General features: G+C 45.7%; 19 protein-coding genes. 12 read left to right on the forward strand and 7 right to left on the reverse strand.

Going from position 1 to position 22,978, the window contains the following annotated elements; all coding sequences use genetic code 11:
* Positions 1-175: 175 nt before the first annotated feature.
* The 5 genes from Ga0451573_RS16885 to Ga0451573_RS16905 all read right to left on the reverse strand — a co-directional run bounded on the left by Ga0451573_RS16885 (position 176) and on the right by Ga0451573_RS16905 (position 5,467).
* Positions 176-1,627 (reverse strand): cytochrome c3 family protein, encoded by a 1,452-nt coding sequence (locus Ga0451573_RS16885; protein WP_231685333.1) that lies wholly within the window; start codon positions 1,625-1,627, stop codon positions 176-178.
* Between the two features lie 159 nt (positions 1,628-1,786).
* A complete protein-coding gene (locus Ga0451573_RS16890; protein ID WP_231685334.1) occupies positions 1,787-2,800 on the reverse strand; it encodes an SMP-30/gluconolactonase/LRE family protein in 1,014 nt (337 codons plus the stop codon).
* 51 nt (positions 2,801-2,851) lie between these two features.
* Positions 2,852-3,517 (reverse strand): tetratricopeptide repeat protein, encoded by a 666-nt coding sequence (locus Ga0451573_RS16895; RefSeq protein ID WP_231685335.1) that lies wholly within the window; start codon positions 3,515-3,517, stop codon positions 2,852-2,854.
* A 14-nt stretch (positions 3,518-3,531) separates the two neighbouring features.
* Positions 3,532-4,713, reverse strand: coding sequence for a cytochrome c3 family protein (locus Ga0451573_RS16900; protein ID WP_231685336.1), 1,182 nt, complete (start codon positions 4,711-4,713; stop codon positions 3,532-3,534).
* Between the two features lie 385 nt (positions 4,714-5,098).
* The gene (locus Ga0451573_RS16905) at positions 5,099-5,467 is read right to left on the reverse strand and encodes a DUF6385 domain-containing protein (protein WP_231685337.1); all 369 of its coding nucleotides are present in this window, start codon (positions 5,465-5,467) and stop codon (positions 5,099-5,101) included.
* A gap of 171 nt (positions 5,468-5,638) precedes the next feature.
* Between Ga0451573_RS16905 and Ga0451573_RS16910 the strand changes: the two genes are divergently transcribed.
* From Ga0451573_RS16910 to neuC, 9 genes are all read left to right on the forward strand, one after another.
* Positions 5,639-7,630 carry a TPR domain-containing glycosyltransferase gene (locus tag Ga0451573_RS16910; RefSeq protein WP_231685338.1) on the forward strand — a complete coding sequence of 664 codons (1,992 nt, stop codon included), beginning with the start codon at positions 5,639-5,641 and terminating at the stop codon, positions 7,628-7,630.
* Between the two features lie 19 nt (positions 7,631-7,649).
* Positions 7,650-9,137: a tetratricopeptide repeat-containing glycosyltransferase family 2 protein gene (locus Ga0451573_RS16915; protein WP_231685339.1), complete on the forward strand. Its 1,488-nt coding sequence runs from the start codon at positions 7,650-7,652 to the stop codon at positions 9,135-9,137.
* A gap of 105 nt (positions 9,138-9,242) precedes the next feature.
* Complete coding sequence (locus tag Ga0451573_RS16920) at positions 9,243-10,253, forward strand: NAD-dependent 4,6-dehydratase LegB (RefSeq protein ID WP_231685340.1); 1,011 nt, start codon at positions 9,243-9,245, stop codon at positions 10,251-10,253.
* Complete coding sequence (locus Ga0451573_RS16925; protein ID WP_231685341.1) at positions 10,250-11,422, forward strand: LegC family aminotransferase; 1,173 nt, start codon at positions 10,250-10,252, stop codon at positions 11,420-11,422. The genes Ga0451573_RS16920 and Ga0451573_RS16925 overlap by 4 nt, the downstream gene beginning before the upstream one ends.
* 24 nt (positions 11,423-11,446) lie before the next feature.
* Complete coding sequence (locus Ga0451573_RS16930) at positions 11,447-12,679, forward strand: phenylacetate--CoA ligase family protein (protein ID WP_231685342.1); 1,233 nt, start codon at positions 11,447-11,449, stop codon at positions 12,677-12,679.
* Between the two features lie 104 nt (positions 12,680-12,783).
* Positions 12,784-13,869 carry a radical SAM protein gene (locus tag Ga0451573_RS16935; RefSeq protein ID WP_231685343.1) on the forward strand — a complete coding sequence of 362 codons (1,086 nt, stop codon included), beginning with the start codon at positions 12,784-12,786 and terminating at the stop codon, positions 13,867-13,869.
* Positions 13,869-14,519: a PglD-related sugar-binding protein gene (locus tag Ga0451573_RS16940; RefSeq protein WP_231685344.1), complete on the forward strand. Its 651-nt coding sequence runs from the start codon at positions 13,869-13,871 to the stop codon at positions 14,517-14,519. The genes Ga0451573_RS16935 and Ga0451573_RS16940 overlap by 1 nt, the downstream gene beginning before the upstream one ends.
* A complete protein-coding gene (gene neuB / locus Ga0451573_RS16945) occupies positions 14,506-15,537 on the forward strand; it encodes an N-acetylneuraminate synthase (protein ID WP_231685345.1) in 1,032 nt (343 codons plus the stop codon). The genes Ga0451573_RS16940 and neuB overlap by 14 nt, the downstream gene beginning before the upstream one ends.
* The gene (neuC, locus tag Ga0451573_RS16950; RefSeq protein ID WP_231685346.1) at positions 15,528-16,694 is read left to right on the forward strand and encodes a UDP-N-acetylglucosamine 2-epimerase; all 1,167 of its coding nucleotides are present in this window, start codon (positions 15,528-15,530) and stop codon (positions 16,692-16,694) included. The genes neuB and neuC overlap by 10 nt, the downstream gene beginning before the upstream one ends.
* On the opposite strand, the gene Ga0451573_RS16955 is transcribed toward neuC, so the two are convergent.
* On the reverse strand, positions 16,691-18,079 hold the full coding sequence (locus Ga0451573_RS16955; protein WP_231685347.1) for a B12-binding domain-containing radical SAM protein: 1,389 nt from the start codon (positions 18,077-18,079) through the stop codon (positions 16,691-16,693). The genes neuC and Ga0451573_RS16955 overlap by 4 nt on opposite strands.
* 184 nt (positions 18,080-18,263) lie before the next feature.
* Here Ga0451573_RS16955 and Ga0451573_RS16960 point away from each other — a divergent pair, with 184 nt between their 5' ends.
* Genes Ga0451573_RS16960 through Ga0451573_RS16970 form a run of 3 tightly spaced genes read left to right on the forward strand, consistent with a single transcriptional unit; the run spans position 18,264 to position 22,322 of the window.
* Positions 18,264-19,307, forward strand: coding sequence for a nucleotidyltransferase family protein (locus Ga0451573_RS16960; RefSeq protein WP_231685348.1), 1,044 nt, complete (start codon positions 18,264-18,266; stop codon positions 19,305-19,307).
* A complete protein-coding gene (locus Ga0451573_RS16965) occupies positions 19,304-20,008 on the forward strand; it encodes an acylneuraminate cytidylyltransferase family protein (RefSeq protein WP_231685349.1) in 705 nt (234 codons plus the stop codon). Before Ga0451573_RS16960 ends, Ga0451573_RS16965 begins: the two co-directional genes overlap by 4 nt.
* A complete protein-coding gene (locus tag Ga0451573_RS16970) occupies positions 19,992-22,322 on the forward strand; it encodes a 6-hydroxymethylpterin diphosphokinase MptE-like protein (protein ID WP_231685350.1) in 2,331 nt (776 codons plus the stop codon). The genes Ga0451573_RS16965 and Ga0451573_RS16970 overlap by 17 nt, the downstream gene beginning before the upstream one ends.
* A 155-nt stretch (positions 22,323-22,477) precedes the next feature.
* Here the strand turns inward: Ga0451573_RS16970 and Ga0451573_RS16975 are convergent.
* The coding region (locus Ga0451573_RS16975) for a hypothetical protein (RefSeq protein WP_231685351.1) at positions 22,478-22,978 on the reverse strand (501 nt) is incomplete at its 5' end.

The following is a 22,978-nucleotide window of genomic DNA, read 5'->3' on the forward strand; positions in this document are numbered from 1 at the left end:
AAATAAACACATGGTTTCACTACAATATATTTGGAATGATATACAATATAGAAGTCTTTAGACAAATTTCCTAAAAAACCTTCCTTATCAGTTGATGAACGAAAAAAAAGAGGGCTGTTTAAGCCCCCCGATAATCTCAGAGTGTTTCCGAAACTGATTCTTGATTATTTAATTGTTAGATAGTCGGGTTGGTTCCTGCTGCTTTTTGATCCCAGAAATACTGAGTGTTCTTGAAGGTTTCAGCCTTAGAATCACTGTGGCACTTCCAGCATACAGCCATGTTGGTGTAACGCTTCAGAGCTGAGGATGCGTTTACGTCAGGTGAAGTTACAGGCTGATTCTGAGCATCCAGCATAATTGCAGCATCAGTACCGTGAGCAAAGTGACAGGTCAGACATACCATGTTAGTGCCTTCACCGATCATGTCAGACTTGAGGCCCTGGCTGATCTTGTGACGGAATGCTGAACTGAAGGTACCTGTTTCTTCTGCGGCGCTGTTAGCATTGTAATCAGTGTGGCAGGCAGCACAGAATGCGTTAACACCTGACACATAAGTTGTAACTTCGTTAACAGGTACATTGTTGGGAGCGGTAGCAATCTGGTTCACGCCTACCTTAACAACTGTAACAGGAGCTACATCCATCTGAACCTGACCCAGGTCAGCCGGCAGTACGCCGCTTGGATCTGTGAAATAGCCTTCATTGTAATGAACTTCAAGGACATCATTATAGGATTTGGTCGGGTCACCCTGAACCTTGTAGTTCCATTCTGCTGTCCCGTCTCCGTTGCTGTCATACAGGACACGAATCTGTGACCAGTAGGCCTTGGGCTTTCCATAGGTGTAACCATAGAGCCATGGTTCTGTAATAGCATTTCCATCAGCATCTGCTGCTGTATAGTGTCCGGTTGTTGCATCTAAAGCCAGGGTAGCATTTACAATCTTCTTACCACCAGTCGGGTTGCCGGCTGCATCTGTAGGAGCAGTGGCGCCCATGTTATTAGGGTTGTAGTGGAGAAGCCTGTCACTGTAGGAACCGTGCGGAGCGTGGCAGCTTGCACAGGTAAATTCCTTACCCCATGTGTTTACATCAGTACTGGTTCTGTTACCACCTGGTGCTGCACTGGTAGTCATTACACCGGTAGCCATGTGAACTGAAGCATTACCTACTGCCTTGTCAGGGTCACCGCCGAAGGTACCGGCATTGGAACCCTCAAATACGTTATAGAAGCCTAAAGTACCGTCATGGCAAGCTGTACAGGTGTTATAAACACCGTTTTTGAACAGCAGGTCCCTGCCTGAAGCGGTGTGAGTCTGGTGGCAGGAAGCACAGGAGTTGGTGTCATTGGTGTACTCACCGTGTGTCGCGTGCCCTTCAACGTTTTTGATAACATCACTGAAACTGGTTCCATCATTAACATCTACATTTTTACCTGTTTGGTTAGCGTTTACCAGCCCGGGTGTAACGGTGGTTGAATCTACATGACCACCGCCGGAAGTCAGAGGAGTATTGTACTTGTCAGAAGTTGTGTCAGGATCATAATCTCCTGGTGCGGCAAGTGCAACACTTACTCCGAGTGTCAGCATTAAGGCCAGCGCTAACGCCATTACTAAACTGAACTTTTTCACTTTGTTTCCTCCTTTAATCTCTGCGGATAGTTTAGAATATTTCACCATACTTTTCATAGTTTCACCTCCTTTCTTAAGCAATCTCAGGTGATTGATCAGTGGAATACCACTTGATACCATAATGATGGATTAATGATTGATGGATTGCTGATAAATGGATTACTGTGTCTGGAAAACGGCTACCCTCTGATTGGTGGTGTCTGTCACATATATCCGGCCCCTGTCGTCAATAAACATACCGTTAGGCAGGGAGAACTGTTTTTCACCTTCACCGTATCCACCGATGGAAAATACCTGTTTACCGTCTTTGTCAAAACCGTAAATCCTGTGGGTCAGATTGCTGACGGCATATAAATTCCCCTTGGAGTCGACTCCGATACCCCTTGGATTGACAAACACAGACTGGCCTTTGCCATCCTTGGAACCATTAACTGTCTTCTTGTATTTCCCGTCTTTGTCAAAGACCTGGAGCCTCTGGTTTCCTGTATCAGTAACATATACATTTCCGGCGTCATCCACGGCTGCCGCATTGGGAGCATTCAGCTCACCGGGTTTAGTGCCTTTCTTGCCGAACTCGCTGACTAATTTACCGTTTAAGTCAAAGACCTTTACTGTATGAAGCTTGACATCAGTTACATAAACCCTGTCATTTTTAATTGCTATCCCGGCAGGCATCTGAAAAACACCTTCCGAGGCGCTCTTCTCGGCAAACAGGCCCTTGAAATTACCATCCTTGTCAAACCTGGATACAGACCCGTTATACAGGTCGGCTACATATACATTACCTTTGCTGTCTCCTGCCAACCCGTACGGGAACTGGAATTGTCCGGGTTCGGAGCCTGCTTCGCCAAAGGTCTTGATGGGATTTCCGTCATAATCAAAAATCTGGACCCTCTTGTTATTTGTATCAGCAATATAAATCTGTTCATTGGCTACGGTAACTGCCATTGGTTTATCAAACTCACCGCCCCCGAACTTGCCGTAAATCAGTCTTACAAAAGACGGCTCACCCGAAGGAGTGTTGGCAAAATTCTGCAGACCATTGAAAACATCCTTATTGGTAAGGTAACTGTATAGAAAACCTGTCAGTGCGATTACAAACATTAACTGTATAATCCAGTAGACGTACTTTCTCTTGATAATAATACCTGTTTTTCCCGCAACTTCTGCCATATGCCCCCGGCCTCAAATTCAGCCGGTCTTCACCTCTCTTACGGTTTATTTTTACTTAAGCCTGGCCAGAGCATCCTTGGCTTCCTGGAACTTAGGATCATAGTCTAAAGCTTTCTGGTAAAGCTCCTTGGCTCCATTTTTATCCCCTGTTTTCTCAGCAGAAACACCGATCTGATAAATAACATCTGCTGAGCCCGGATTCTCATCATTAGCCCTGTTGAGAGCAGTAATCGCCGACTTGTAATTGCCTTGGAGGTTATAGACCACACCCATCATCATGAAGGGCTTGTAATCCCTCGGTGACAGCTTGGCAGCCTGGGAAAATGCTTCCAGCGCCTCATCATACTTATCCATGTCCTTATAAACCAATCCCATATTGTAGTAAGGAGCAGCATATTTCTTGTCCAGGTCGGCAGCAATCTGAAACTGCTGCAAGGCTTCATTATTTTGACCTTTAAGGAACAGAGTGTACCCGTAGTTGACCCTCATTTCAGGCTTTTTCGGTTCAGCGTCAACCTGGGACTTATAAAATGCCAGCTGTTGTTCCACACGGGTTTGTTCCACGGACTTCCAGAAAAAAGTCTTACCCACCAGGAAACCTGAGGCTGCGAATACGGTTGCTGATATCAAAATAACAGCGATAGCCTGTAAAAGAGTAAATGTCTTTTCATGTGAATTAATCCTTATCTTCCCGGCTTCAGGTGCTGCAGAACTCATCAGTCAATTCCCCCTTATTGTACTGGTGTAACTGTTATCTTTGGCTTTGGAAGTATTTTGCTGTCAGTTTCCTTAATCCGGTGACATCCGGAACATGTATCCTTTACATGGCATTGAAAACACCGCGGTTCCAGGACCGCATATCTGGGCGGAATCTCAATAGGATGAGACACACGCCAGGGACGGTTTTTATGGATACTGGGGTGGCATGAAGAACAGGCAGCCTTTTGGGTGGTTCCTTTGACATCCCTTCTAGGGCTGTGGCAGACCAGGCATTTCTGTTCATCCTGTTCCGCCCTCTTGCCGTGTTCGAAGGGCCAGTTGTCATCATGGGTCACAGGCCGCTTTTTATGACAATCAACACAGTATTCGTTGGTTTTGGCATAATCGGTATAGTCAGAATCTGAACCTGTCTGCATACTGGCCAGATAACGAGCTACCGGATCCTCCTCGTCAGGCATTTGGTTTGAGGTTACTCCCGGGGCTTTAATATATGAGTGACAGGTATCACAATAATTGATATCCTTTTTCGCCTGCTGTCCGTGATTCAGTTTAAATGACTTCTCCCTGTGAGCTTCTGGCATCATATTGCCGCTGTGGCAGGCTTCACAAGCCACTGTGACCCCACGCCGGCCATGGCAGTCCATACACAGCTCCATTTCCGGCAGGGTAAATTGCGGGTCCATCACCTTGGTCCCGGCTGCCTTGTCCCACTCATTAAAATCCCCTCCCATGGTCATTCCCCTGGAGGCAATATTTCCGTGGGCCACCCCCTGGTGGCATTTGACACAGGCAACACCTTTTTCATTGTGCCTTTCATGGGGTATATACAGCCCCGGATATGAAGGTGACACCTGTCTGTCTGTCGAATGACACTGCAGGCAGCGGTCATCAGGAATCTCTTCTGTCATTCGGATTGGCAGTTCATAATTCTTGGTTACATAATTGTACAGCTCTTTAGTAGCTTCAACTTTATGTTTAAGGGCATTGGTCATCCCCGGATCAACATGACAGGTAACGCAGTCTACCTGGCTGTGGGATGATGCTTCCCATGTGGCCACCTCAGGTTTCATTATGTGACAGGTTGCACAAAGCTTCGGAGTTGAAGTTGCATAGGTCACTCCGATAAATGCTATAATCGCAAATAAGGAGACACCCATAGCGATGATTGTGAATTTGAGTATTTTTACTTTCATGGCGGACCTCCAGGCCTGGTTAATGATTGGGCTATAGGACTAATATGGTTGCTATGTAGCCTTTATCCATGAGCCTTTGGAGCGTTCCGTTCCCGGTCAAACACAATGTTATCACAAGTCCATGGTTCAAACATGTGCCAGAAGTCCTGTAATTGCACAGTCAGAACATACTATTTATTTATACCTAAATGGGCCTGTACACAGTAAAAAGGCACATGTACTTTCATACATAGTGCCTGTACCCGCCATAACACAACCAAGATAACGGAATAATTATCATTCGTCATAAAAATCTGCCATAGTATACTTCCTTTTGGTTACCAAAGACATACCTGGAGCAGTTGTTAGTATTCATAATAAATATCCCTTTCTGTTAGATTTCTATTTAACTCCAGTCATTCCCCACGCCATAACATTGTTTTGCCGGCGGTCTGACCATCTGGAACCAGATGTCCAGTTTTACCGGGGAATTATTTGTTTTCGATTTATACTGGACAGATGAATATTTGGAAAAATAGTTGGGCACCAGATTGATAAGCTGTTTAGGTTGTACTTCTACCTCTAAGCCGTCATCCATCCAAATTTTCCTGTCAGGGCTTATCAGCATTTGGACAACTGCGGAATTGGTCTCGCATTCATTATAGATAAAATATGAAATGTAATTCAGAGCAAAGGAAACCCTCCGGGTCGGAGCCTTTTGAAAGTCATCCGAAGTTATTACCGTTTGCTTTAAATTGACAAAGGTTATTGCCAAGGGGCTCACCTCATTATGTTTCGTTGATATTACTATATGAATATTTTCGAGACGTGGTTAACTAAATCAGACAATATATCAGCGATTTTTCACCCTTATTTTGAGGAACTTCTAAAATTCAAATTTCATATAATGACTTATGGATATTAAGTTTCAGGGAGTTGTTAGAACTTGAAGAGTCAAACCGTTAGTGTTTGCCTGGTGATAGAAAACGAGGAAAAACACCTGGAGCGCTGCCTCATGAGCGTAAAAAACGTGGCAGATGAAATTATAGTAGCCGATATAGGCTCCACTGACAGTTCATTGGAAATTGCCGGGCAGTATACCGACAAGGTTTTTGAAATCCGATGGCAGGAGGACTTTAGCAGAGTCCGTAATTTTGCCCTTAATAAGGCGACCAGTGACTGGATCCTGATACTTGACGGTGATGAAGAACTTGATCAGCAGTGCATAACTGCCCTGAAAGAAAAAGTCAGTGAAGGTGACTCCGAAGGTTATCTGATAAAGGTACTTAACTATTACCAATCCGGGAACAGAGTGGAAGTTTCACCGGATGTGGTTTTCCGGCTGTTCAGGAACGACAAGGCTTACCGTTTTACCGGAGTTATCCAAGAACAAATTTGTGGCAATATTATTAAGGCCAATCCCCAAGCCAAAATTTCCATCGCGGAGGACATCTGTATAGTTCATTACGGTTATTTGGCAGAAGAGATTATAGCCAAAAATAAAGCGGCACGCAATACCAGGCTGTTGGAAAATGCCGTACAGAAAAATCCTGATGACCTGCTTAATCGCTTCCATCTTGGTTTGGAATACTTTCAAGCCGGCCAGATCAGCAGAGCTTTGGGCGAATTTCTCTATGTGCTCGACAAGGTAAATTTGCAGGCCATCTATGCTCCAAAACTCATGAGGCATGTGGCCCAATGCTACTATCTCCTGGGGGACTTTGAAGACTGCCTTAATTTTATAGAAAATATATGGATGGAACACTTTCATGATCAAGGGGACTTATATTATCTGAAAGGGTTAGTATGCAGAGCCCTTGATCGCCATGCGGATGCTTACAACGCATTTAAGCTGTGCCTTGACGTATCTGCCCAGCCGGCCTATTATGCAAACTTATACTGTCAGTATAAAGATAGAGTATATAATCAGTTGGGCGAGATAGCAGAGTTTTTCACCGACCTGGAAACCGCCTTAGAATATTATACAAGCGCTCTCCGGGAGAACCCACGGGCACTCTATTCACTTGAAAGAATAGTTTCCATTCTGAATCCAAAGGATAACCCGGATTATACCGTAACAGCTTTAAACAGCGTTTTTGACCTGACTGATCCGGGAATTCAACTCAACTTAGGCCATATCTTTTTCCGGGAAGAAGCTTACATACTGGCAGTAAAATTTTTTGATTCCGCTATGTCACAGGAACCGGCGCCGGTAGAGGTACCCCTGGTAAAAGGACTGTGCCTGATGAGGCTAAAGCAGTATCAGGAAGCCCTCGCAGAACTTGAAAAGATTCCCCCGGGCAGTAGCTTTTATGGGATAGCCCAGGGCAACATGTTTCTTTGTTACTGGTTACGCAGGCACAGCAGAAAATCGGCTGAATGCCTGAAAAACCTCAAAGCAGCCGGAACAAACCCGGGATTAGCGGAAGTATTGGATAAACTTCGAAAAAAACGGAAAGTCACTACTGATGAGTTAATAAACAGTGAACAGCAGGTTTACCGGGAATTACATGAAATATTCGAAAGACTGGTTGAGTTAGGTGAATTTGAAAGATTTGATGAGGCCTGGAACTGCTTTGCAGGGCTTTATGAGAAGCCGCCGGCTAAATTGTTCGGAGATTTATATTTTAAGTACCGTTATTACGAAAAAGCCGAAAGGGAATACCGGATTGCCCTGGAAGAGAATATCACCGATACCGAAACACTTTACCGCCTGGGCAAAACTTGCTGGGCCCTGAATAACCTCTCAGAAGCCGAAAAGTATATCTGTGCAGCGGTAGAACTGGGCTTAAATTTCCCGCGTGTTAACCGGGAGCTGGCCGGGCTGTATCAGGATCTGGCTGTTAAGACTCTGGAGGAAGGCCTTGCCGCTTACCCCGGAAACCAGGAATTATCAGTTCTCCTGAAAAACATCAAAGAAAATCCCATAGAGGTTTGAAACTGCCAGGTGATAATTCATGAACAAAAAAATTCAGCGCCTTTCCCTTTGCATGATTGTCAAAAACGAAGCGAAAACACTTCCCCGCTGCCTGAAAAGTGTCCTCAGCCTTGTAGATGAGATTGTTATTGTCGATACAGGGTCCACTGATGCAACTTTATCTGCCGCAAAAAAGTTTGGCGCACAAACATACGAATATGCCTGGAATGACAGTTTCAGCAGCGCCCGTAACTACTCCCTTGAAAGGGCAACAGGGGATTGGATACTGGTCCTTGATGCGGACGAAATACTTGTCTACGACAGCGCCAACCAATTTAAACTGCTTCTCGACAGTAATAAATATGAAGCATACTTCATCAGAATTGTAAGCCTCCTGGGAGCGTCTTATGGCATCGAAACCAGTGAAAACCTTGTATTAAGGCTTTTCCGGAACTGCCCTGAGTACCGTTTTTCAGGTGCGATTCACGAGCAGGTATATCCATCGGTAATCAACCATGCCGGAGCTGAATCAGTGACAAAAGCTCCGGTAACCATTTATCATGACGGTTATCTGCCCGAAATAATTCAAAAAAAAAATAAGACCTCGCGTAATTTGCAAATAATCAAAAAGGCCCTGTACCAAAACCCATGTAATCCATTTCTCTTATACAGCCTCGGCTGTGAATATTTTTTTTCAGAAAAGTATGCAGAAGCGCTGGAAACATTTCAGCAAGCCCTGCCTTTCATCAGTACAGGAATGGAATATATACCTGACATGGTCATCAAATTAAGTCTCTCTTACTATAAAGTGGGAAAAATACCTGAAATGCTTCGTTTATTTGACAGCCTTCGCAACATATCACCCCCATCCCCCGAATTCCTTTTTTTGGCAGGGTTGGTGAGCCTTGAATCAGGAAAACCGGCTGAAACAGAACGGAACATAAAAAAATGTCTGGAGAAATTACCCGGTACTCCCGCGTCAAATCTAAATATTCGGGAACACCAGATTTACCAGATACTAGGGGAAATCTACGAAGCAAAACAATCATGGAATGAGGCCGTCAGGTTTTATTTTCTGGCCGTGAAATCCAACCCGGTTCACCTTTATCCTCTGCAGAAAATTATTGATCTTTACAAAAGACGGAAGCCCGGCCTTCCGGCAGAAGATATCCTGGGGTTCTGCCCACCCCATCAAAAGTGCTCCCTGTTAGACAGACTGAATTGGCAAACTGAGGAAGATACAGCTATTTTACTAATTCTCAGCCTTACCCGGGACATAATGCTTAGTGATTCATATATTTGCCAATCAATTAAACCAGCAGTTATTGCTGTATTTAACAGAAAAAAAACTAAAAACGCCGGTTACCGCACCATTTCGGCTATGCACCTGACAAAAGCGGTAATGTCACTGGCAAGCTATAAATATGCGGACCCCGGATATATCATAAAAACCTGCCAAAGTCTCTCAAAGAATATCAGGGATATTTTGCTGTTGCAGCCTATCGGATTAACAGAGTTATCGGATTAACCGGGGGAAAATCTGGTGAGACATTTTTGGGAACAAGAAGCATGAAACTTGAATATTTTAATAAATGAGGATTACAAAAGTGTTTTTCCTGAGGAGGATAAGGGAATGAACCTGCGCAACAAAAAAATCCTGGTTACCGGAGCTGACGGCTTTATCGGTTCACATTTAACGGAAGAACTGCTGAGATCGGGCTGCAACGTGCGCGCTTTCGTTCTATACAATTCATTTAATTCCTGGGGATGGCTGGATGAAGCGCCCAAGTCCCTCCAGGATAATCTGGAGATATTTTCCGGCGATATCCGTGACCCGCACGGGGTTTACGAAGCTGTGAAAGGATGTGACATAGTCCTGCACCTGGCAGCTTTGGTTGCTATCCCCTATTCCTATCATTCTCCAGACACTTATATAGACACTAATATTAAAGGAACTTTAAACATTCTGCAGGCCGCCCGCAAGCTGGAAGTGGCAAAAGTCGTCCACACATCCACCAGTGAAGTATATGGTACCGCCCGGTTTACCCCTATAAATGAGGACCACCCCCTACAAGGACAGTCACCCTATGCAGCCACCAAGATTGCCGCTGATCAAATGGCCATGGCCTTTTATAATTCTTTCGATACCCCAGTTGCCATCATCCGTCCCTTTAATACTTATGGCCCCCGCCAATCGGCCCGGGCAGTTATCCCTACTGTAATAACTCAGATCGCCGGCGGGCAGCACAAAATTAAGCTGGGCTCCACTCACCCCACCCGGGATTTTAATTATATAAAAGATACTGTAAAGGGCTTTATCTCTGTAGCCGAAGCAGCTGCTACTGTCGGAAAAGTAATTAATATAGGCAGCAATTACGAGATCTCTATTGGAGAATTGGTTGAACTTATCGCCGAAGTAATGCAGGTCAGGATAGAGATCCAGACTGAGGAGGAACGGCTGCGCCCGGAAAAAAGCGAGGTGGAGCGCTTATGGGCAGACAATACCAGGGCGGAAAAGCTCCTGGGCTGGAAACCCGAATATGCCGGATATGAGGGTTTAAAGCGTGGCTTGGCGGAAACGATAAAGTGGTTTAGTCAAAGCGGGAATCTTAAAAAATACCGGCCGGAAGTTTATAACTTATGAAAAAGGAACTTGATTTAAATACAATCATCAATACTTTGCAAAGGGTTTTACCTTCGATACAAAAATCAATTGCCCTGCACGAACCGCTGTTTACCGGGAATGAATGGGATTATGTCAAAAAGTGCCTGGACAGCGGCTGGGTTTCTTCAGCTGGAAAATATGTCTCCCTCTTTGAAAAACAAATTGCAGAATACACTGGAATCAAACACGTTATAGCAGTTGTAAATGGTACAGCAGCGCTACATACCTGTTTGCAGCTAGCCGGAGTCAGAGCCGGTGACGAGGTCTTAATGCCGGCGTTGACCTTTGTCGCCACCGCCAATGCTGTCATCTATTGCGGCGCAGTGCCTCATTTTGCAGACAGTGAGGAAAAAACCCTGGGTTTGGACCCTCTCAAACTGGGCAACTATCTAAAAGATATCACTGAACTGCGGACTGTCGGCTGTTTCAACAGGAAAAGCGGTCGCCGCCTCAAAGCGGTGGTGCCCATGCACACCTTTGGACACCCGGTGGATATGGACCCCTTATTAGACGTCTGCCGGAGATTTGGCCTGGCGCTGGTAGAAGATGCGGCAGAATCTCTAGGTTCATTATACAAGGGAAAGCACACCGGAAGCTGGGGACGGCTTTCCGTGCTCAGCTTTAATGGCAACAAGGTCATTACTACCGGTGGTGGCGGGGCTGTTTTAACTAATGACTCTTCTCTGGCCGTTTTGGCCCGGCATCTGACCACACAGGCTAAACTGCCCCATCCCTGGGCGTTCCATCATGATATGGTGGGATATAACTATAGGATGCCCAATATCAATGCAGCCCTGGGCTGCGCTCAGCTCGAAAGGTTACCGGAGTTTATCAGGCAGAAAAGAGCTCTGGCTTTACGATATCAGGAAGCCTTTGCCGGAATTGAAGGGGTCCGGATATTCAAAGAGGCGGATTTTGCGCACAGCAATTACTGGCTCAATATACTTCTTCTTGATGAAGGTTACTCCGGTAAACGCGAAAAATTACTTGAATTAACTAACCGGCAGGGTATTATGACCCGCCCCCCCTGGACCCTGATGCACAAACTGATCATGTATCAGGATTGCCCAAGAATGGATCTTGCCTGTGCTGAGAGTCTGGAAAAAAGACTCATTAATCTTCCGAGCAGTGCATTTCTCGCTGAGTGAAATAGCTTTAAGGATGTGGGTAAGTTGAAACAAGAAAAGTTACTCCTGGAATTAGTACGGCAGCAGGCGGAAAAAAGTTCTTTTTACCGCAGTTTATATAAGGGACTTACCATTGATCATTTCACTGATATCCCATTTACTACCAAACGAGTGTTACTAGACGATCAATTACAGAATCCGCCTTTTGGCACCAATGTCTGCGTGGACCGTAATAAAATTGCCCGCTTGCACAGAACCTCCGGAACCACCACACGGCCGCTGACCTTGGTACTGACAGCTCATGATGTGGAACAGGTTATCCTTGCCGGCAGCCGGGCCTTTCGAACTGCCGGAATGGATGACAATGACATAGTTTTCAATTGCATGAATTATTGCATGTGGATGGGCGGCTTTATGGACCACCAGAGCATGGAAGCAACCGGAGCTGCTGTTGTACCCTACGGCGTCGGAAAAACAGAAAATCTCATCGATCTGCTTTTGGAAATCGACAGCCCGTGTCTTCACTCCACGCCTTCCTATCTTGCTGCAATTCGCAAGGTCCTGCATGAGAAATATAGTTTGCCGCCGGAACGCCTCGGACTGAAAAAAGGCTTTTTTGGCGGGGAGGCCGGCATGCAGGATGCAGGTTTCCGTAACAAAATAGAGGCTGAATGGCAAATGCAGGCAATCAATGCCAACTATGGAGTTTCAGAGGTTCTCAGTATCCTCGGCGCCGAATGCAGCCGCCGGGATGGGCTTCATTTTACGGCTTTGCCTTTTTTACATGTGGAGATAATTGACCCGGCAAGTGGAACAGGGCTGCCGCTGGCAGCGGGCAGTTGCGGTGAAATGGTCCTGACCAACCTGGTGAAAGAAGCACAGCCTTTGGTCAGATACCGTACCGGGGATATTATTGAAATTGTGGCCATAGATGACTGCCCTTGCGGAAATGAAGGCTTTCGCTTCCTAACCCGGGGGCGAAGTGACGACATGCTTGTTATTAAAGGAATAAATTTTTATCCGGAATCCCTCCGCTCCCTGCTGTCCCCCTATCCCGAGTGTACCGGAGCCTATGTTGTAATGGTCCCTAACCGACAGCCCATTGATGAAATTGCCGTCAGGGTACAAGTGCTGGCCGGAAAACAGGACCATACTACCCTGGCTGAAAAGCTTAAAAAAGAAATCCGGGATAGATTATTTATTACGCCGCAAATCACCCTGGTCGAAAATCTGGCATACGGGGAAAACAAAATCAAGCTGGTGGAAAGGTGGAATTAGCCGTGTATACACTAAAGCGGAATCAAGTCCTGCCGCAACTACCGGCCGGAGTAAAACTGAGGCACGTCCACTGGATGACAGAGCAAAAGGGAGGATAACACCAAATGCCGGATGGGAAGAAAGCCGCCTTTAAACAGAAGGTGTCGGAATACCTCAAACATCTGCTTGCCAGAATCAGGAGTGAGTACGGGGAAAAATCCCCTGAATATGATGCTATATATAACCAGTATTTCTATTCGCCGCTGGAAGACATGGTGGAGCAAGAGCATAACCTGAAGCATTACGAAGCGGCGCTCACCAGCAAGGGAGGATTACCGCGCGGCCTGGAAAGGCTGTACAAACGGCAGCTTGTGATCGACCTGACAATGGTCTGTGCTGCCCACTGCCGCTATTGCCTGCGCTCGAACTATGACCCGGTGCGAATCAAAAGAAGCGACATTGCAGGAATTGTAGCTTATATCGCATCTGATGAGTATCTGAAAGAGCTGCTGGTCACAGGCGGTGACCCCTTGATGGTGCCACATTTGCTGATGCAGTTAATTTCGGAAGTGGTCCAAAAAGCTCCCAATATTCAAATTATCCGGATTGGTACACGCCTGCCGGTTCAATCTCCGGATAAATTTGATGAAGAGCTGTTCAATTTTTTTAAGTCATATCAGGAAAGTGTCAGCTTTGAATGTGCCATTCAAATCAACCATGCCATAGAATTACAGGAACAACCCCGTAAAATTATTGAAGACCTGCAGAAATCCGGGGTCCGGATTTACAGCCAAAACGTTTTACTAAAAAATGTCAATGATAAGATCACCGCATTGGTGGAGTTATATGACCATCTCAGATATTTGGGCGTAGAAGCACATTATCTCTTTCATCCTGTTCCTTTAATCGGTACCCACCATTTCCGCCCCAGTATTGCCAAAGCCCTTTCCCTGATTAAGGAACTGACATCATCAGGCCGGATATCCGGCAGAATCAAACCAATGCTATCATTAATGACAGATGTTGGCAAAGTAACCCTCTATGAGGGGACCCTCGGCGCAAAGGACGAACAGGGTTATTTAGATATCCAAACCAATTATCAAATTGAGGACAGATTACGCTGGAACCCGGATTACCTGCTTCCAGACTCGGCCCGGGTAGATGAGTGGGGGCACATTATTGTTAAATATCTTGATGGCAGTGATGACTGATGGAAAAAGAAATGATTATCCTCATTGGCTGCGGTGAACATGCCCGCATGGTCATCGACAATATCGACCAAATGAAAGACATCGAAATATTTGGCTTAATCGCGGCAGACAAGGCGGAGACCGGCAAAAAAGTAATGGGGTATGAAATCATCTGCTGTGATGATGACATCGACGTATTGTTACAGGAAAACCCCGATATCTCCGGATACTTTCTGGGAGTCGGAGACATGCGGACCAGGCAGCGCTTAGCGGTAAAGTATGATCATAAGATCAGAGCCGTCAACATAATCCATCCGGCAGCCATTGTATCACGCTATGCCACAATCGGAACGGGCAATTTGTTTGAAGCCTATACCAAAATTGCCAATGGTGTGATGCTCGGTTCTCATTGCATTATCAACAGTTTTACCAGTGTAAACCATGACCAAATTATTGGCAGCAATGTATTGCTGGCCGGTAATGTCAGCATGGCAGGCAAAAGTATTGGTGATAATACCCTGATTGCCGATGGCGCTTCCATCGGTTTTAAAAAAAATGTGGGCTGCTGCTGTATTATAGGTGATGGTGCGGTAGTTACCAAAGACATCCCTGATTATTCCATCGTCTATGGCAACCCGGCCAGAAGGGTCAGAGAAAATGTTTGGGAATAGTAAGATGCACTTTGGTCAGGGTAAGGTATACATCATTGCCGAAGCAGGCGTGAATCATAACGGCTCTCTGGCTATGGCTAAGGAATTAATTGAGTCAGCTTGCCAGACCGGTGCGGATGCCGTTAAATTTCAAACCTGGAAAACAGAAAATGTCATTACCCGTTCTGCGCCAAAAACAGCCTATCAGCTTGAGCAGGCAGGCCTTGATACAGACCTGTTTACAATGTTAAAAAGGTTGGAACTGTCCTATGCTGATTTTGCTAAGCTGAAGGAATACTGCGATGCCTGTGGCACAGCCTTTCTCTCAACAGCAGATGAATATGAGAGCGCGGCATTTTTGAACACCCTGCAGGAATTTTTTAAGATCGGGTCTGCGGAATTAACAGACTGGCCCTTTTTGCGGAAAGTCGCGGCTTTTGGAAAACCGGTGCTCCTTTCGACGGGAATGAGTGACCTTGCCGAAATTTCGGCCGCCCTAAAAGTTCTTAGCGAAAGCGGCCTGCCCAAAGAGCAGGTTGTTGTGTTGCATGCCAATACCGAGTACCCGACTCCCTTTGCCAATGCAAACCTGCTTGCCATCAGGACTATTGCCGCAGAACTTGGTGTCAGGACCGGATATTCCGACCATACGCCAGGGATAGAAGCTGCGCTGGCAGCAGCTGCCCTGGGCGCCTGCGTAATAGAGAAGCATTTTACGCTGAACAGGGAATTACCGGGACCGGACCACAAGGCCAGTATCGAACCGACAGAATTCAGGAAAATGGTTTCCGGTATCAGAAAGATTGAACTGGCTCTGGGAACTGGTGTCAAAGCGCCCAGCCCCGGAGAAAAGAAAAACATCCCATTTATCCGCAAGTCAATCGTCGCCCTAAAACCGATTCGAACAGGCGAAACCTTCAGTGAGGAAAACATCACGGTGAAAAGGCCGGGCTTTGGTATCAGTCCTATCCATTGGGATCAGGTGATTGGGCAAGTTGCAGACCGGAATTATGAAAAGGATGATTTCATATGCCTTTGAAAAGAAAAATTTGTATCATCACAGGTTCGCGCTCTGAATATGGCTTGCTCCGGTGTCTGATCAGAAGGCTTGATGAAGATGAGGACATTGATTACCGGCTTATTGTTACCGGAAGCCATCTGGCTCCCGAGTATGGCCTGACCTGGCAGGAAATTATCAGAGATGGCTTTGAAATAGCCAAAAAAGTGGAAATTCTTTTATCCTCCGATACCCGAAAGGGGACCTGCAAGTCAATGGGATTGGCGCTGATGGGAATGGCTGATGCCCTTGAAGAGCTCAGACCGGATATTGTTGTTGTCCTGGGAGACCGGTTCGAAATCTTTGCAGCAGCAACAGCCGCCATGGTTTGCGGATACCCCCTGGCCCATATCGACGGCGGCGAATTGACAGAGGGGGCATTGGATGATTCCTTCCGACATTGCATCACCAAAATGGCCCATGTGCATTTTACGGCAACTGAAGCGTACAGGCAGCGGGTGATTCAACTGGGTGAAATGCCGGAACGTGTCTATAACGTTGGTGGCATCCATGTGGATGCCATAAGAGATATTCCCCTGTTACACAAAAAACAGGTGGAGACCAAATTAGGTACTCCTCTGAGTGGAAAAACGATTTGCGTTACCTATCATCCCGAAACATTGAACACCCATAATCAGGAAAGTAATATCCGGGCATTGCTGGGGGCTTTGATGATGCTGGCTGACACAACAATCATTATTACTCTGCCCAACGCCGACCCCGGAAGCCGGACCATCATTGAAAAAATACGGGAATTCAGTCAAACCGAAAATGTTTATATTTTTGAGTCCCTCGGACATACCTGTTATTTGTCGCTGCTGCAGTATGTTGATGCCGTTGTCGGCAATTCTTCGAGCGGTATAGTTGAGGCGCCTTTATTTGGTATTGGCACTGTCAATATCGGAGGCCGCCAGAAAGGCCGGGTTGCCGGAGAATCTGTAATAAATGTACCTCATAATAAAGAAAGTATTTACCAGGCTATTCGCCGGGCCCAGTCCGCTGAATTTAAAGCGGGACTGAAGTCTCTGGCAAATCCTTATGGAACTGGAGGAGCCGCAGCCCGTATCAGGGATATTCTTAAGCAAATTGAGCCGGAAGGCCTGACCAGGAAACAGTTTTACGATTTAAGGTGTAACTAAGTTTGGCGGAATCCCCTGAAAGAACTGTCTTTTTCGAGATACAACCTGCGCAGCGTTTCCCCGGCTTTTTGTATCTGCATCTGGTAATAATCTGTAATTAATTTTTGGTTAGCTTCATACAGGAGCCTGTGAACTTCATCATCACTGAGACCGGTAAAATTCACTGACAGCAAGTCGGAATTCACATGCTTATGCTCATAAAAATCTTCACAGTCTTTTAACAGGCCTTTCGCAATGGCGTAATAGTATAACGGGGACCCGGGATAAGGGGTTACCGGTCTAATGGTTCTCATCTGGGCATGATCAGTGTATTTTAACAGGAATTCAACCCCTAACCTTAGTGACTCTGCGTTTTCGCCAATATTGCCAAAGATTATATTAAACCCTGGGCTAATTCCTGCAGCCAAGGTGTTTTCTATGCCGCCAGTAATCTGTTTTACGGTCAGGGCTTTATTCATATTGCGCAGGGCCTGTTCATCCAGGGATTCGATGCCGTAGTTAATAAAAACACATCCCGCCTCTTTCATCAGTTTCAGTACATCCGGTTTGGCATAATTAAGCCGGCCGTTGCAGTCCCACTTAACGTTAAGTTTATGCTTGATAAAACATTCACAGATTGCAACAGTCCTATGCGTTGAGCTCATCAATAGCTCGTCAGAAAAGGTTATAAAGGAAATCCGGTAATCTTTTTTCAGACGCTGGATTTCTTCAACTATGCTTTCCGGGCTTCGTCCCCTGAAGCCCTCGTCCATGCGATAGCAAAAATTACACTTAAAGGTACATCCCCTTCCCGATAAGACCGGCATCCAGCGTTCGCTGTTATTGATATGGGGCACCCTGAGCAAAGCATAATGGTCTATCGGGAACAACTCCCAAGCAGGATATGGTATGCCGTCTATATCGGCAATTAAATCCTGCCGGGGCGTCTGGATGCAGGCCCCGTTTTCCAGAAAAGCTATGCTGTTTACCGAGTGCAACGGCTTCTTTTGTTCCAGCGCCTCCAAGAGGTTAACAACAGTTATCTCGCCTTCTCCAATAACAACAGCATCTGCTGAAGTTTTTCTTAAAAAATAATCAGGTTCCGGTGCAGCCAAATGTCCCCCCAAAACATAAAAAGGCCGGTGTTTGGCTTGATTAACAGCCTCGGATATCTTTAACACCTTCCGGTATTGGTAATATCCTCCACACGCACTGACCCCAATAAAGTCATAATGTTTCTTATCTAATAAAGCGGTTAAATGGGATTCCGGCCAATGATAAACGTCCTGGTTATAAATTTCAACCTCATGACCGGCCTGAAGACATGCTGATGCAATATACGCCAACCCTTGTGGAAACCAGGAAATGAAAGAGTCGTTATCATATGCCACTAAAAGTATTTTCATTTCTCTCCTCCTATTTTATCCTCATATTCTCTCGGAAATTCTACATCCTCAAAGCACATCTTGTATTAAGTTATGCCCGGACAATACGGGTTATGTTTCAATGACCTGCTGGCTGCGCACTATTTCTGTGATAATCACATATTATGAAATACATCATGTAAATAGTAAGAAAAGGGAACGTCACATGTGGAGAAATGTTCTTATCACCCCTAAAACTCCTATAGTAAAAGCTATAGATATAATCGACCGGTCAGGTTTGCGAATCGCTCTGGTGGTCAATGATAACGGCAGGTTACTGGGGACTGTCACCGATGGTGATATCAGGCGCGCAATTCTCAAACAGCTAAGCCTGGATGAAGCTGTAAGTGTGGTCATGAACCCGGCCCCCAGCTATGTTTACAGTGAGCAATCCCGGCAAAATGCCATCCAGCTGATGAAAAGTAAAAAACTTCATCAGATCCCTGTTCTCGATAAAGGCCATCACGTAGTTGGGCTGGAAATTGCCGATGAACTGTTCGCCCCCCCTTCTCGTGACAACTGGGTAATGCTCATGGCCGGCGGGCTGGGACGCCGCTTAGAACCACTCACAGAAAACTGCCCTAAACCCTTGTTGAAAATAGGCAATAAACCGCTTCTGGAGACAATCCTGGAAAGTTTCGCCGAACAGGGATTCAGGCATTTCTATATCTCGGTGAATTATAAAGCAGAGATGATTAAAAAACATTTTGGGGATGGTTCCCATTGGGCGGTAGACATTAAATACCTGCAGGAAGGTAAGTCTTTGGGCACGGCCGGCGCCCTGGGACTGCTGCCCGCTAAACCGGAAGAACCGCTGCTCTTGATGAATGGGGATATCCTGACCAAAATGAACTATGGAAAATTGCTGGATTTCCACTATAAGAATCTGGCCGAAGCTACTATCTGTGTTAAGGAATATAACAACCAGATACCCTATGGGGTAGTCACTGTTAAAAAAGACCGGCTCCTGAAAATTGAAGAAAAACCTCAGCACCATTTTTTTATTAGTGGAGGAATCTACGTGTTTAATCCTGCCGTTCTTGATTATGTCCCACATGGCTCAAGTTTGGATATTCCTGATCTCCTCAGAACACTTTTGGCACAAGAAAAAAAGATAGCTGCTTTTCCCATTCGCGAATACTGGATAGATATCGGGCACTTTGATGATTATCAAAAAGCCAATAATGATTTTGCGAAGGTGTTTAAATGATAAACAACAATAAGGTTCTTGGCATAATCCCGGCACGGGGCGGTTCCAAGGGCATTCCCCGCAAAAACATTAAACTCCTGGCCGGTAAACCATTAATCGCCTGGACTATAGAAGAGGCAAAAAAATCTCAGTACCTGGACCGTTTGATCCTCTCCTCTGAAGACACAGAGGTCATCACAACGGCAAAAACATGGGGGTGTGAAGCCCCCTTCGAGCGCCCGGCTGATTTGGCCCGGGACGATACCCCGGGGATAGAACCCGTAATCCACGCTTTGGATCAATTAGATGAGCATTATGACTACGTAATCTTGCTACAGCCAACCTCCCCCCTGCGTACTGTCGAGGACATTGACGGCTGTATCCGTTACTGCGTCCAGGAAGGGGCGCCGGCCTGCATTTCGGTGTCTTTAACAGATAAACACCCTTACTGGATGCATACCATAGATGAACGCCACCGTTTACATCCCTTGCTTCCAACAGCTCAGGCAATCCAGCGGAGGCAGGACCTTCCCCCTGTCTACCTTGAAAACGGAGCAGTTTATGTTGCCCAAAAGGACTTCTTACTTAAAATGAAGAGCTTTACCACCGGGGAAACACTGGCTTATATCATACCTCCTGAGCGCTCATGGGATATTGACAATGAATTTGATTTCTACTACTGTTCACTGATAAAAGGAGGATATCATGACATTACAAGCTAATCTGGAAATATTGAAGGTCTCTTTTCCTGAAACATGGCAAAAAATTTGCGAACTTGAGACCACTTTGGATAAAAATCTGGTTAGGGTAGTAACTAACAAAAAAGCAGCGCCCATTCTTCAGGTTGGGCAGGTATATGTTCATGACAGAAAAAATCCCCGTCAGGACGCGAAAAATTTTATTGAACAGTTCAAAAACATCCCTGAACATTCGGACATCCTTTTTTACGGAGTAGGATTGGGCTACCATATAAGCGCTTATGCAGAAAAATACCCGGATAAATCTTTTTCCATCTACGAACCCGTTCCTGAGGTGTTTTATCAGTTTCTCTGCAATACAGACCTGCAGCAGTTCCCTTTTCATCTCGTCAAAAACATTCATCTTGAATCCAGCCAGGATGACCCAGAGAAGTTTTGCAGAAACCTGGTAACGCGGGTTAGAAAATCAATACTGATTATCGCCCTTCCCGCTTACCACAGTCTATTTCCTAAAAAGAGCCAGACATTCTTTAACCAGTTTACAATTCATTTGAATGAGCGAAAAATGGAACTGGGCCCCTATATGATATTTCAAAAACTCTGGACCACTAACATCGTAAAAAACTTCACCCATGTTCTAAATAGTCCTAACGTCCTGCTGGGGAAAAGGAAATGCTTTTTTAATAAGCCTGCTATTTTGGTGGCCTCCGGGCCTTCACTGGAGGAGGAAATCGAAAATTTGAGAGAAATCAGGCAAAAGGGACTGGCTTATATCTTCTCCGTCGGAACAGCCCTCAATGCTCTGGTCAAACGTGGCATATATCCCCATGCAGCCTGCACCTATGACCCCAGCGAGGAAAACCAGATTGTGTGCAGAGAAGTCCTGGAAAAAGACATCAAGTCCATCCCCTTGCTTTTTGGCAGTACAGTGGGTCACGAAACTGTGGAAAAATACCCGGGCCCCAAAATGCATATGTTGATCAGCCAGGACTCCTTAGCGAGATTTTGTTTAAAACCCCAGGGGTCTGAGAGCCTGGACTTTATCAATGACGCGCCATCCATTGCGGTGATTGCCCTCCAGCTCCTTTATAAGCTGGGATTCAACCCAATCATCCTGGTGGGGCAAAATCTGGCTTATCTGGACGGTAAAAATTATACCGACGGGTCAACCTATCCCTCCCATGAAGCCTGTCAAATGCATCTGAAAAACGCAACCCTGGTTAAGGATGTAAATGGCAACGAGGTCCCTGCCAGTGAAACTTACATTCGTATAAGACTACATATCGAGAACTACCTTCGCGATTATCAGGATGCCAAGGTAATCAACACAACAAAAAGGGGCGCTCATATTGAGGGAACAAAGTTTTTGCCGCTGGATGAGGTCATGGGACAATATCTGCTTTCCCCTGTGGTAGAAAAAGATTGCTGGCATCTTTCAAGTCGTAGTTATGACCTGGATTATTTGTTTGAACAAAACAACAGCATGAACACTGCCTGTACACAGGTTACCCAGCTGCTGGAAAAATGCAGGCTGGACCTTGATAACATCGTTTCACTGGCTCCAAGCGGTGATGTGGTGAATATCGAAGAAAGCTATAACCGGTTTAATCTTAGTATGGAGAATTTACGGAAAAATTTATTTTTTGCCAACTTAATCACTCACATGAGCCGCGTAGAATTGCAATTTCTGCTCCAGGTTATTCCTGAGATTTCCAGGGAAAGAAACCCCTTGCGAAAAGCTCACATGATGGAAAAAGAATTCCGTAGTTACCTTGATGTTTGCGAACAGGATATCTACTCCGTTATTCCCATCTACCAGGAATTGAATCAAAAGCTGGATCAGTTTAACAAAGTATATTCAGTACGCAAGAAAGCTGCCAAAACCAAGGTCTTGCTTCTGGTCTGTGATGGTATCCTCACCGACGGGTATGTCTATATTTCTGCAGCAGGGGAAGAATCAGAAAAGTTCAGCCATAAGGACCGTGCAGGTATACGCATTTTAAGAGAAAAAGGTATTCAGACCCTGCTGATAAATCCCGAAGCCAGTCCGCTGTTGAATCAAGCAGCACAAAAATTAGAAATTGATACAATAACATCAAACAAAAGGGAAATAGTAGACACTACCCTGGCAAAATACTCGCTCAATATATCTGAAATTGCCTGCATTTGCAGTAATCCAAGAGATTGGGAATTGTGCAGGAAGGTGGGATTAAGCTTTGCCGTGAAAGATGCTTCACCCGAGGTGCAGCAGAATGTTGATTTTGTACTTACGGCAAAGGGGGGCCAGGGTGTGCTCTGGGAAATTGCCGACTTGCTGACCAAAGACCTGAGATTCTAACCATTAAAATCAAAAGAGGGGAGCTAAGGGCTTGTTGATAGATGCTAAAAATGACAAATGGGGGTTGACATATCTGGAGGTCTTCGAGCTGGAAAACCAGAGGAACAGTCAACCCCTTTTGCTTTCATTGAATTTGTCAACTAGCCTTAAGAATACTAGTTTTGAGCCTGGAAGGTTTGATACAGAGTACCACTGCCTGAACCGGGATTGATATAATACAGACGTGCGTATCTTGGTGTTACACCTGTGGTTAAGAAAAGCCAGTTTTGCGATGCGAAGTTTCCGCTGGAATCATAGATATAGTCCCCACCGGAGGCAACACCGCCGCTTACTGCAGATTTCTGCAGAATAACATGGACATCGGCTCCAATAGAACCGCTGTATTCAACTGCCAGGGTCCATGAGCTATAGCTTAAGACATCAAAGGCGCCGCTAACTTCTCCTGAGGTGCTAGGGGTAACATCAGCTGAGTCAGGACCGGAATCCACGATACTATGCCCACTGATGGCGACACTTCCACTGATATCTACAGCGCCGCTGATACTGGCTGTTACTGCGCCGCTTATCCCAATGGCGCTGCTGGATGTGATTTCGATTGGACCACTAACGGCGACACTTCCACTGATACCGGCTGTTACTGCTCCACTTATCCCAAT

This window comes from Phosphitispora fastidiosa (genome assembly GCF_019008365.1).
GTDB classification, from domain to species: Bacteria; Bacillota; Thermincolia; order Thermincolales; family UBA2595; genus Phosphitispora; species Phosphitispora fastidiosa.

Coding starts and splice junctions, on each gene's coding strand:
- neuC (WP_231685346.1), top strand. CDS start 15,528: ATGCCTTTGAAAAGAAAAATTTGTATCATCACAGGTTCGCGCTCTGAA.
- Ga0451573_RS16955 (WP_231685347.1), bottom strand. CDS start 18,079: ATGAAAATACTTTTAGTGGCATATGATAACGACTCTTTCATTTCCTGG.
- Ga0451573_RS16935 (WP_231685343.1), top strand. CDS start 12,784: ATGCCGGATGGGAAGAAAGCCGCCTTTAAACAGAAGGTGTCGGAATAC.
- neuB (WP_231685345.1), top strand. CDS start 14,506: ATGTTTGGGAATAGTAAGATGCACTTTGGTCAGGGTAAGGTATACATC.
- Ga0451573_RS16915 (WP_231685339.1), top strand. CDS start 7,650: ATGAACAAAAAAATTCAGCGCCTTTCCCTTTGCATGATTGTCAAAAAC.
- Ga0451573_RS16925 (WP_231685341.1), top strand. CDS start 10,250: ATGAAAAAGGAACTTGATTTAAATACAATCATCAATACTTTGCAAAGG.
- Ga0451573_RS16895 (WP_231685335.1), bottom strand. CDS start 3,517: ATGAGTTCTGCAGCACCTGAAGCCGGGAAGATAAGGATTAATTCACAT.
- Ga0451573_RS16960 (WP_231685348.1), top strand. CDS start 18,264: ATGTGGAGAAATGTTCTTATCACCCCTAAAACTCCTATAGTAAAAGCT.
- Ga0451573_RS16900 (WP_231685336.1), bottom strand. CDS start 4,713: ATGAAAGTAAAAATACTCAAATTCACAATCATCGCTATGGGTGTCTCC.
- Ga0451573_RS16890 (WP_231685334.1), bottom strand. CDS start 2,800: ATGGCAGAAGTTGCGGGAAAAACAGGTATTATTATCAAGAGAAAGTAC.
- Ga0451573_RS16940 (WP_231685344.1), top strand. CDS start 13,869: ATGGAAAAAGAAATGATTATCCTCATTGGCTGCGGTGAACATGCCCGC.
- Ga0451573_RS16970 (WP_231685350.1), top strand. CDS start 19,992: ATGACATTACAAGCTAATCTGGAAATATTGAAGGTCTCTTTTCCTGAA.
- Ga0451573_RS16965 (WP_231685349.1), top strand. CDS start 19,304: ATGATAAACAACAATAAGGTTCTTGGCATAATCCCGGCACGGGGCGGT.
- Ga0451573_RS16920 (WP_231685340.1), top strand. CDS start 9,243: ATGAACCTGCGCAACAAAAAAATCCTGGTTACCGGAGCTGACGGCTTT.